Source organism: Streptomyces sp. NPDC001668, from assembly GCF_042893155.1.
Taxonomy (GTDB): Bacteria; Actinomycetota; Actinomycetes; order Streptomycetales; family Streptomycetaceae; genus Streptomyces.
Window position 1 is genome coordinate 367,238 of record NZ_JBIAUQ010000006.1, and the last position, 11,473, is coordinate 378,710.

General features: G+C 66.8%; 6 protein-coding genes and 1 pseudogene. 1 reads left to right on the forward strand and 6 read right to left on the reverse strand.

Features of this window, described 5'->3' with window-relative positions:
* Positions 1–8: 8 nt before the first annotated feature.
* The 3 genes from ACFYZ8_RS21315 to ACFYZ8_RS21325 form a co-directional block, all read right to left on the reverse strand.
* Positions 9–3,809: a CHAT domain-containing protein gene (locus tag ACFYZ8_RS21315; RefSeq protein WP_388537618.1), complete on the reverse strand. Its 3,801-nt coding sequence runs from the start codon at positions 3,807–3,809 to the stop codon at positions 9–11.
* Positions 3,810–3,898: 89 nt separating this feature from the next.
* On the reverse strand, positions 3,899–4,348 hold the full coding sequence (locus tag ACFYZ8_RS21320; protein WP_388537619.1) for a hypothetical protein: 450 nt from the start codon (positions 4,346–4,348) through the stop codon (positions 3,899–3,901).
* A 485-nt stretch (positions 4,349–4,833) separates the two neighbouring features.
* A complete protein-coding gene (locus ACFYZ8_RS21325; RefSeq protein ID WP_388537621.1) occupies positions 4,834–5,229 on the reverse strand; it encodes a hypothetical protein in 396 nt (131 codons plus the stop codon).
* Between the two features lie 678 nt (positions 5,230–5,907).
* On the opposite strand from ACFYZ8_RS21325, the pseudogene ACFYZ8_RS21330 reads away from it, so the two are divergent.
* Positions 5,908–6,368 (forward strand): annotated as a pseudogene (locus tag ACFYZ8_RS21330) (helix-turn-helix domain-containing protein).
* A 749-nt stretch (positions 6,369–7,117) separates the two neighbouring features.
* Here the strand turns inward: ACFYZ8_RS21330 and ACFYZ8_RS21335 are convergent.
* The 3 genes from ACFYZ8_RS21335 to ACFYZ8_RS21345 are packed head-to-tail and all read right to left on the reverse strand — an operon-like array spanning position 7,118 to position 11,401.
* On the reverse strand, positions 7,118–9,862 hold the full coding sequence (locus ACFYZ8_RS21335) for an amino acid adenylation domain-containing protein (protein WP_388537623.1): 2,745 nt from the start codon (positions 9,860–9,862) through the stop codon (positions 7,118–7,120).
* Between the two features lie 16 nt (positions 9,863–9,878).
* Positions 9,879–10,703 (reverse strand): SDR family oxidoreductase, encoded by an 825-nt coding sequence (locus tag ACFYZ8_RS21340; RefSeq protein ID WP_359034149.1) that lies wholly within the window; start codon positions 10,701–10,703, stop codon positions 9,879–9,881.
* Positions 10,694–11,401, reverse strand: a complete 708-nt coding sequence (locus ACFYZ8_RS21345; RefSeq protein ID WP_388537625.1) for a thioesterase II family protein — start codon at positions 11,399–11,401, stop codon at positions 10,694–10,696. Before ACFYZ8_RS21345 ends, ACFYZ8_RS21340 begins: the two co-directional genes overlap by 10 nt.
* Positions 11,402–11,473 lie beyond the last annotated feature (72 nt).

The window sequence follows — 11,473 nt, forward strand, 5'->3', positions numbered from 1 at the left end:
ACCCGCGTTCAAATTCCGGCGTGCAGGTGGGCCGCCCAGAGGTAGGGGGACTTGGGATAGCGATCACGGGCCTTCCGCACAGTGTGGTGCAGAGCATGGGCCGCTGCATCCGTGTCGAGGCCACCATGCTGGACGGCAACCCCGCCGAGCTCAGCATAGAAGTCAGCTGCCATATGCGAGGCCACCTCGTCGTTGATCTCCCAGAGAGTGCCGATGACGTGGGGAAAACCCGCGAGCTGAAAGGCCGATGTGAGATGGATGGCCTCGTCGATCAGCTCCACGGATTCCATGAACGCTGTTCGGCACGCTGACAGGTAGGCCAGTTGGGCCGAGTCCATCTTCATTCCTGCAAGGCTCGCCACCGTCAGCGGATCACGTTCATGGTCGTGCAGAAGCAACATGCTCTGGGACGGGTCGTCGGGATCGTGGGCACCGTGGCAGGCGAAATGAACGATCCCGCAATCGGAGAGGGTCTTCAGGACCCGAGCCTTGGTCGGTCGTTTCTCCGGCCCGGGGGCGGTCACGCCGTCAGCTTCTGCGCCCGGCGCCATGAGGAGCGTCGGCTCGGGCAGCAGGCCGCACAGCAGTGCGGCTTCTTCCGAGACGTGGTCCAGGCGCCCTTGAACGCCCGGAGTTGTGGGCATGGCCACGATCAGTGACCGGCTCACGGACGGCGCGGAGGTGTGATGACGGCGTGCGTGGTGCAGTGCGCGGATAGTGGTGGTGTACGAGGAGACGACACGGTCCATGACTGTCAGCGGTTCCCCGTCTCTCAAGCCCGCCCGGAGCAGCTCGGAGTGATGGCCGGCAGCGTGCAGAGGTAGCAGTGAGAGGAGCCCGCCAGGCGCCCACCAGACGCGTGGCCACGACTGTCCTGGAGAGGGCTCACCAGTGAAACCGAGGGAACGCAAGACCGGTTCAGCCGCCGCGTCCCACAGCCACTCCAAGACAGCGTGAAGCGTCGCTTGCGCCTCCTTTCGCGTGAGGGGCGACATGCGCGGATCCGCAACGGTTTTCAGGGCTCTGTGGAAGGTCTGTATCTGGTCGATGACGACGTCGTAGGTGAGGTCGGGCAGGTACAGGGACTCGATTCCATCGGACGTCAGCAGCAGTGCGTCGGTGCGGTAGTGGCTGACGTTGAAGCTCACCACTGGGCCGGAGGTGGCTTGTGCCAGGAGCTCGCTTACGGCGGGGGGACGAGCGAAACTGGCGAATCCGTGCTGCGCTCGGATGCTGACCAGCGTGGCCCGAAGTTGGTCGGCGCGGCTGCGTCGTTGTTCCTCGGCATCGACCGCACGTACGGCGGCGCTGGTTTGTCCCTCAGGCTCCGGGAGGGAGGCCAATTCCATCGGCCGGTCCAGCTCGTCCCGAAGGACCTCGAAGTGATGGGCCAGGTCGGGATGGCGCTCGCGAAGCTCTGCGAGGTCGCTCCGCATGTCCAGCGCCTGACTGTGGAGGACACCGCGGCCCACCTCGATCAACTGCAGTGCTCGCACTGCCCGACCGGTGGGTGTGCCTGCGTGAGAAGCAAGAGCCAGTGCCGCCGCGTCTCCGGCCAGCCCGGACCACTTGCCCATGGCGTGCTGCTGGTCACCGCGGCTCAGTCGGCGGTCTGCCACTTCGGGCAGCAGGTGTACGGCACTGGCCAGAAGATCGGCTGCGAGATCAGGATCCCGCCGTCCGGTCATTGAGGCCGCCGCCCGAGCGGCCCGAATCCGAATCGAGGGCCTGGCCCCGTCGGCTCGAGCGCCTTCCATGTGGGCGGCCAGTGCGCGATCAAAGTCGCGTCGCGAGTGAGTTCGCTGATACCGGCGATACAGGGCCGTCCCGAGCTGGAACAGGTAGTCGGCGCGCTCCGGATGTTCCGCAGGCGAGGTGTCGAGGGCGGCCTGGCACGCAACCACTGCGTCATCCAGATCCGCTATAGACCCGGTCATCTCGAACCTGACGGTCAGCACACCGCCCAGCAAGGACAAGTACCTCGGCCGCTCAGGGTGGTGGGGCGGGACGGTGGCGGTCGCATTTTGTCCAGCCGCCACCGCGCCGTCCAGGTCCTCAATGCTTCCAGCGCGCTGGAAGCGGGCGTGCAAGGCGGCGCACAGATTCGAGAGGAAACGAGGGCGGTCAGGGCTGCTTGCATCCACAATGCCGAGGACCTCTCGGTTCCTTCGGATCACCTCGTCGAGGTCGTGAGGGTCCCCGTTCCGTTCGTAACGCTGCAACAACACTGCGCCGAGATTGGACAACATCGCTGCCAAGGCAGAGTGTTCACGAGGTGCCGTCTTCACAGCTCCGTGCGCGAACTCGATTGCGGCGTCCAGGTCCGACAACGCCCCGGTGTGCTTGAACCGAGTCCACAGCAGCAGACCGACGTTGGACAGGCGGGTCGGCAGGTCGACGTGACCGTCCGCTGTGGCCTGAGCGGAAGCACGACTGACACTGATCGCCTCGTCCAGGTCAGCCATTTGACCAGTGCATTCGAAACGCTGCCCGAGAGAGATGGCCAGATTGTTGAGGATCGCATTGAACTCGGTCTGGTGCGGGGTGATTTCCCGGGAGGCAGCGCGGTTCAACTCGATCGCCGTATCGAGGTCAGATCTGTCGCCGCCGAGGCGGTATCGCGCCAGGAGAGCTCGACCCAGGCCGGAGAGACGAAGCCCACGAGCCCGGTGCCCCGGCGGGAGCATCTCCAGAGCTTCCCGGAACGCAATGACAGATCGGTCCAAATACGCTGTTCCACCAGTGCGCTGGAATCGAGTCAGCGTGACGGTGCCGAGCCCAGACAGGAACATGGAGCGCGCAGGATGTTCCTCGGGAGCCGCCTCGACTGCAGCCTGGCAGCACTCGATCGCGTTGTCCAGATCCGCCAGCACGCCGGTGCTTTCATATCGGCCGTGCCAGGCGGTCCCCAGATTGTGAAGAACTCCTGCCCTCTCGTGGTCCTCGGTACAGAGGTCTGACGCTTCCTGAAAGGCTTCGATCGCCGCGTCCAGGTCCGACAGGATGCCTCTCTCAGTGAACCTGGTCTTCAGCGCGTTACCCAGGTTGCTGAGTCCAGCAGCCCGGCCAGCAGGAGAGCCCACGGCAGCCCGGACTGCCAGTCGTCCGATCTCGATCGCATCGTCCAGGTCCGCCGCCGTACCTGTATAAGTGAAGCGCGCCATCAGCACACCTGACAGGTTGGATAGCATGACCGGCTGATTCGGATGCCCTGCTTCCATGCTTTCCACTGCGCCCAGGGCAGCATCAATCGCCGCATCCAGCTCCGCTGGTTCGCCACCCACGTCAAAGTGGGATTTCAGGATGACGGAAAGATGGGACAGCGTTTCCGCGTGCTCGCTTTCGCCACGGGGGACAGCAGCCGCGATGCGCCGCAGGAGATCGGTCGTTCTTGCGCGCAGCGCCGGGCTCGGCGAAGCGCCCGCTCCTTGCTGGATCTTCCAGACGAAGCCGAGCGCGTGCTGGGCCACCTCTGGGACTAGTTCGTCTGGCAAGTCCTCCGCACCGTTGCCGAACACAAAGCACGGCGTGAACTTCGCGACAGCCTCCTGCCTGTCCCACTGCCCCGCTCCCTCAGGAAGTGCCCGGTACCTGAAGGTGTGAAGCAAGCCGAGGAGGAAATGACCTTCAAGGTCAGACACGTCGCTCCGAAGGATCTCGGCGAGTCGGCGTGCCTCGATTAGTGCTTCCGGCTCGAGCACTACACCGGGGTTCTGTTCGCGGACCATCCGATCCAGCCGTGACTCAACTACGGCAATCCGCTTTCCCATTTCGTCTTCCCTGGCAAAGCTCTGCTCGTCCCCCTGCATGAACCGTCCCGTCACTTATCGTTCTCCGAGGAATCTGCTTGCCACACCGTCCCAGGTCCACCGAGGCGGGCCTCTGAAGTCGACGGACTTCAGGAGACCGGTTCCGACAGGGGCACTGGACTGCTCAGTCGTCGCATGACCGCGCTACCGAGCAGTGGGCCCATCGGCTGTTCCTCGATGCGCAGCTTGTCGGCAAGATCCGTCAAGTGGAGGCGCACGGATGCCTCCAGCAGCGTGGCGTAGGTGTCCGAGGCGATACGGAGGCGACGTGCCGAAATGACCACCAGCGTCGCGGCGAGCGGCGCCGCAGGCCACCACCACCAGGTCAGGGACAGATACAGCAGGGCCCATCCACCGAGCACGGCGGCTCGCGTCAACGCAGCGCGCGCCCTGCCGATCTCGCCACGTATCTCTTCCGGCATCACAAGCCAGAGGTGTGGCCAGAGGATGAGGAGATTGACATGTGCGTCACGGTCCAGCCGGATCGCGGTGGCATGGATCCGGTCACCACTCCAAGTCGGCCGTTCAGGCCGCTCCACGGAGATACGTTCGCACCTGTGGGCCACACGGTGACGCTCCCGGGGCCTGGGGCGGTCAGCCGGTCGCGGAGCACGTTCCCGAAGCCGTAGGTCTTCGTACTTTGCTCGTGCCGCGTCCCAGCGACGCCGTCGACGTGCCACGTGACGCTCGGCCAACTCACCGAACAACCACGGCCATGCACCCCAGTTGGCAGCCAAGACCACACGCTCGACAACGGATCCGAGGGACTGGGCGGCCAGACCGGCGGCGGCCGCACCAGCCAGGACGGCAGCGAGAAGCACGACCTGGCCGCCTACCGTGGTCACCCCGGGAGCCCGGGCCGCGTCCGAGATCGCGTGAGTAAGCCGTCCCATGTCGAGCGCGGCGCTCTGCCCGAGAGTGTGCCCGGCTGCGGCGACCGCCAAGTAGAGCGCGCCTGGCAGTACGAGGAGAGTCAGCCACCGTTCCGCCAGCTTCTTGCTGAGTTCACTCAGCAGTCCTCCCACTACGGGAGCCTCTCCCGGATCAGCGCCGTCTCACCGGGGGCGAACTGGCAGCGCGGCACGTCGTCGTCCACTTCATGACCGGATCGACCGATACACAACTGCAAGGGGCACCGGTACACCACGTCCAAATCAGCAACACCGGCCGGCATCGCGCTGCGGCCCGTTCCCCCATAGACCCCCGACGGGTCGCCTGCGCGTCGAACCGCTGCATGCAAGGCGTCCAGAAGGGCGTTGAGCGAGACGTCGTCCGCGGGCGACCCGCCGGCCGCGGCTTCGAGAGCCTGCAAGGCGGCGGCGTCCTCATCGAGCAGCGCAGCGAGTTCGTCCCGATGCCCGCACACGTACGACAGCGCCTTGGCAATCCTCAGGCCGACTACTTCTACTTGGCTCGTCATGCAGAACCCCGCCCCCGTGCCTTGTTGATCCAACAGGCAGCCATTCTTGCTCCAAATGTGGAGGCGCACGCTCGAGTTCAGCCAACTTCCTCTGGCAAAGCAGGGAGGCGTGGAGGCCCTTGACAGGACGGTTCAGCCGATCCCCCGTGCCAGCGATGCGTAGGGGGACGGTGCGCCATGCTCCGCCCGTCAGCTGACACCACAGCCCGTCGTGCAAATTCGCCTGCGTAACGCGGCGTGCTGAAACTACCGTCACGGTGTCCCCTCGCCGCGTGGGAGAAATCTGGGAGAAGATCTTCCTCCGGAGCCCCTTCGATGCCACCGGAGACCATCTGAGGCCAACGCTCTGACCTGTACAAACACCACCAGCGACAGGCAGGGCACCCGCGTGGACCTCATTCGGGACGAAGAGGTCGTGGGTTCAAATCCCGCCACCCCGACAGTGAAGCACCAGGTCAGGGGCCTGATCCAGCTAGTGGATCAGGCCCCTGACGGTTTTCCGGAGATCGTTTGAGAGGGATCTGGGAGAAGATCTTGATCGGGTTCTCCCGGGGGGTGACCGCTGGGGGCGCGTGAGATGTGGCGGAGGGCGCTCGGACCTGCGCGTTCGCGAATCCCGCGACGTGGCGACCGGGAACCCCTGCTCGACCACCTCAGCGACCATCAGGATCACGGCACATGGCAGGCCATCACTCAGTGCGTACCCACGACCACGCCCGAGAACTCGCCGGGCGGGTGCGGGCGCTTCGGGAAGCTCGCGATTGGACGCGTGAACGGCTCGCCAAGGAAGCCGGCATCGCCGTAGCAACGCTGGCCCGCCTTGAGAGTGAGAAAGCGATCCAGCCAGGTTTCTTCACCGTTGGAGCAGTTGCTGAGGCTCTTGAGATCTCCCTCGACGAGCTCTTCCGGGAGACCAAGGTCACTCACGGGCTGTGGTCAGCCGGTTATGAGGGCAGGGACATCAACTCCTTCGTCGCCTCGCTCCTCAACAGCCGTATCGATGTCGTGGCTTCAGCAAGACCCGCCTCGGGGAGGCCCTCGCTGAGGCGGGCATCGCCGAGCACGCTCGGCGGTCCCGGGTCGCGGTGCTGTGCTTCGAGAAGGACGAGAGTCGCTGCCATCGGCAGGTCGTCCTGTAGACGGTCCGCGAGCGAACTGCTGTCCCCGTAATTCCCCTGGCCTGACTTCGCCCTCCGCCCCTGCACGCGCCCTTGCCGGAGGCGCATACGTCTCCTCCCATCGGATCGGGAGATCACTGGAGGGGGCAACCATGGGATCGGGGAATCGGCAGCGCGCGACGATCATGATCACGGCCAAGACCTGTCCGGAGCTGTCCAACAAGTACCGCGAGACCAGCTGTGTGGCAGGCATCCGGCTGGACGAGGGCGCACCTCGACATGTGCGTCTGTTTCCCGTTCCCTTCCGGCGTGCTCGGCACGCTGGTTGAGTTGCTGCTCACGCGCTTCTGGCGGCAATTCGTTCAACGCGCACTTGTGGATGCGTACGGCCTGCCCCACCTCGCCCCGAGGATCGGCGACCACCTGCACGTTCACTCCGTGCCGGTCGTACTCGGCCAGGGCGCTGTCCACCACGACGGACTCCGGGTCCGGGCACAGGCGGCTGGCACACCGATGACCGCGCTGGTGCAGGCGTGCGCGGTGCCGACCGGGATGGTGATCCGCCAACGGTCTGTGCGAGGGACCCGTGCCTGCGCAAGTGCACCGGAACGACCAGGGCATGGGGCAGGTCGAGTGCGGCAGGACGGGAAACCGACAAGGCTCCTGGGCCGGCTGAGTCGAGACGTCGAACATCTCCCTCCACGGCACAGGAGCCTCGTCTGTCACGGGCGGCTATGTCGTCACCCGATCAGTGGCCACCTTCAAGGACCTCAGTCGTCGGCTCCGCTGAGTTGTTGGACGAGTCCGATGAACTGTGCTGCGGTGGAGTGGCTGTAGAACTGCCTGGGTGAGATCTTGGGGAGGTTCTGGTCCCGCATCTCGGCGAGAACTCGGGTGACAAGCAGTGAGTTGCCGCCGAGGGTGAAGAAGTTGTCCTGGAGGTTCACCGGGGTGTTGAGCTGCTTGCTCCAGATGCCCAGGACGGTGTCGGCGACGGTACTGGTGACGGGCTCTGGGGCGTCGAGCGGCTCATTTGGCACGGTACGCGGGTCGGGCAGTTGAGTGGTGTCGGGTTTCCCGTTGATGGTCAGCGGGATTTCGGTGACCTGGGTGATCGTCGCAGGCGTCATGTAGTCGGGAAGTGTGGTTTTGGCGTGCGCCAAGACGTGTGCGCGATCGGCGGCACCCTCCAGGACGACGTAGGCGTCAATCCTGCTGCTGGCAGGGTCGTCGGGATGGTCGCGGTTGACGACGACGGCTGCTGCGGTCACGTGGGGTGCGCCCAGCAGCACGGTGCGGATCTCGTCGAGTTCGATGCGGTGTCCGCGGATCTTGACCTGGTTGTCGAGCCGGCCCAGGTGGTCCAGGCGTCCGTCGGGGTGCAGCCTGCCCTTGTCACCGCTGCGGTAGATCCGTTCGCCAGTGGATTCGTCGAGGATGAACCGTTGCTGGGTCAGTTCGTGCCGACCGAGGTATTCGCCGGCTACTCCGGCGCCGCCGACGTATATCTCGCCGGAGGGGCCGGGCGGCAGGACCCGTCCTTGTCCGTCGCGTATGGACACCGTCCACCCCGGTATCGGACGGCCGACCGATCGCGAGCCGGTGACGACATCGTGCGGGGTGATCGTCTGGGCGGTGACGTGCACGGTCGTTTCGGTGATGCCGAACATGTTGACCACTCGGCAGTCGGATGCCGGATGCCGGGTGAACCAAGGTGCGAGCATGCGCACGTCCAGCGGTTCGCCGCCGAAGATGACCAGTCGCAGGGCCAGGTCCCCGCGGACGCGTCGGTCGGTGCGGATGAGCTGCGCGAACGCGGACGGCGTCTGGTTGAGCACGGTGACGCGCTGCCCGGCCAGCAGGGCGTAGAACTCCTCGGTGTCGCGGGTGGTCCAGTAGGGCACCACGACCAGGCGTCCGCCGGTGAGCAGGCACCCCCAGATCTCCCAGACGGAGAAGTCGAAGGCGCTGGAATGGAACAGCGTCCAGGTGTCGTCGGGGCCCAGGGCGAAATCCCCGGTGGTGGCGTGCAGCAGCGCCAGCACGTTGCGGTGCGGCACCACCACGCCCTTGGGCGTGCCGGTCGAACCGGAGGTGTAGATCACATAGGCGGGGTTCTCGCCGCCGTCGTCGGCTCGCGCACCGGCATCCGTCCGGCCTGCTGCCAGTTGGGTCAGTTCGCCCGGGGACAGCAGCCGGGTCCCGGGGACCGCGGGGAAGTCCGGTGCGGAGGTGATGATGACGGGCATGCCCGCGTCACGGACGGTGAAGCTCAGGCGCTGCTCCGGATAGCGGGGATCCATCGGCACATACGCACAGTCCGCCTTGAGCACGCCGAGCAGAGTGACCACCAGGTCGGCGTCTCGCTCCAGGCAGACACCGATCCGGCTGCCCGGTGCGATGTCCAGCGCACGCAGGCCCGCAGCTACCGCTTCCGCCCGCTCGTCCAACTGCCGGTAGGTCAGCTGCTCCTCGCCGGCCAGCAGGGCCACGGCCTGCGGCTGCTTGGCGGCCATCTCCTCGAAGGCGCGGTCGATCCGCCCCCGCGCGGGGGCGCCGTCGCCTGCTTCGCCCGCCCGCAGGACTGCCGCCCGTTCGGCTTGCGACAGCAGTTCCACCTCGGACAGCGGCCGCTGCGCCGCGCTGTTCGCCAGTTGCCCGGCCAGGTGGGCCACGTGTGCGCTGAACTGCCGCGCGATGGAGGCGTCCACCATGCCCTGGTCGAAGTGGCAGGTCGCGCGTGCCGAACCGGGGTCGAGCTGGACGGTGAGCGGGAAGACCGGCGCCAGGCAGGCCGTATAGCTCCCTTCCTCGAACGCCGGGCTCAGGACGACCCCGGCCGGCGGCGGCTCGTGGGGGGTGGCCGGTGCCTGGTCGAAGCGGTGCAGGAAGTCCGCGACCGAAGCCTGCGCAGGCTCGTCCAGCGGGTAGGCGCTGATGCGTTCGGCTGTGCCGTCACACAGGTCCAGCACGCCCAGTTCCGTCCGCTCCTCCCCGCTGTACCGGCTCACGGCCAGGGCGATCGCCGGCAGCAGGAACGATTCACCTTGCCCGGTGAGGTCGATTTGCACCCGGCCGGCGACCCCGCGCAGGTCCGGATCGCCCAGACCCCAATCGAGGCGTCCGCGGTGCGCGAGGCCGGGCCGGGGGGCGGCGGGCCACGCCGGTACGGCGTCGCCCGACCCGTCCAGCAGCAGCCGGGCGATCCGCCGCAGCACGGTCGGCGGGATCACCGCGCGGACCGCCACCAGAACCAGGTCCGTCGTTCCGTCAAGGTAGTTCAGGGCCACGGCCCGCAGAGGAGGGCCGTCCTGGTGGATCGGTCGCAGGGACTCGGCACGCCTGCGGTCCCGGCCGGCCGGCTCGTCGGCGCCGGCCGGCACCGGAGTCTGCCAGACCTGGACCGGATCGGGCAGCGCCTCGGACAGCAGGCGCTGCGGATCGGCTGTGCCGGGCAGCCGCAGGACAAGGCTGTGACATCCAGCGGCCAGTTCATCGATCATCGGTGTCGTCACGGTTGGGACCTCCTGGTCATCGGGACGTGAAGCCGCCGTCCACGGTCAGCACGCTGCCAGTGACCTGGCGGGAGTCGTCCTCCGCGAGCCACAGCGCCGCGTTCGCGATGTCGGACGGTTCGATCAGCGCGTTCATCGGCTGGTCCCGTACGAAGATCTGTTCGTGCTCGGCGACCGGGACCTCCAGCGACCGGGCGATCTCGGCAAGCATCCGCCCCTCCATCACCGGCTCGTCACGGACTGAGCCGGGGCACAGGGCATTCACCCGGACCCGCATCGGGGCGTAGTCCAGGGCCGCGGCCTTGGTCAGTCCGATCAGCCCGTGCTTGGCCGCGACATAGCTCGCGAAATGCCGGTATCCGACCGTGCCCGCGGTCGAGGACACGTTGATGATGCTGCCTGACCTGCGCTGGACCATCACCGGTGCGACCGCCTTCATCATCCGCCAGGCGCCGGAGAGGTCGATGTCGAGCATGAGCGTCCACTCCTCCTCGGTGATGTCGTGGGCGATCTTCCCGGAGGGCGAGGCGATTCCGGCGTTGTTGACCAGCACGTCCACCGTGCCGAACCGGTCCAGCGCCTGCTCGACCGCCAGCGCGCACTGCTGGGCGTCGCGTACGTCGACCGCGGCCGTCACGGTCGCGGCGCCCGCGCGCCGGCACTGATCCGCGGTGTGTTCCAGCTGGCCGGCGGATCCGAGCGGGTAGGGCACGCCGGCCAGGTCCTGCGTGATGTCCAGCAGCAGCAGGTCGGCTCCCTCGCCGGCGAACCTGAGCGCGCAGGCCCGGCCCAGGCCGCGGGCCGCGCCCGTGATGATCACGGTCTTGCCGGTCAGTCGCATGCCGGGCTCCCGGCTACCGTCCGCAGCACCCGCTCGGCCTCGTCGACCAGGTACATGTGGCCACCGGGCAGTTCCTGGTAGGTGAACGGACCCCGCGTCACCTCGGCCCACTGCTCGGCCTGCTCCCGGGAGACGAGTTCGTCCTGCTCGCCGCGCAGCGCGGTGACCGGCACCGAGAGCGGCTCCATGCCGGTCGCCCGGTAGTTCTCGTGCATCTCCACGTCGGCGCGCAGGATCGGGAGCAGGACCTCGACCATGTCGGGATCGTCGAACGCCTCGTGCCGGTAGCCGGCGAACCGCTGCACCCCGGCCAGGAACTCCTCGTCGGGCAGGCCGGTCGCCCGTTCGGTCCGTCCGTCGTGCGGCGCCGGTGATCCACTGACGAACAGGTGGCGCAGCCCGGGGTGGCCCGTCCGCTCCAGTTCCCTGGCGATCTCGTAGGCGAGCACTGCGCCGAGGCTGTGCCCGAACAGCGCGATGGCCCCCTCTCCGGCGGCGGAGACGATCCTAGGCGTCAGTTCGACAACTGCCTCGGAGACTTTGGTGAAAGGATCGTCAAGAAATCGTTCCTCGCGGCCCGGTAGCTGGACCGGAAGTACCGTGACTTTGGGTATGTCTGTCTTTTCCCATTCCCGGAAGAAAGCGGCGCCACCGCCAGCGAAAGGCAGACAGGCGAGAAAGAGCTGCTGTGTAACCACGGTCCCCCAACTTTCTTATCGTTGACGACGGGGAGTGTAACCCAGGAGTCGCGGTAGTTGATCTTGCCTTGG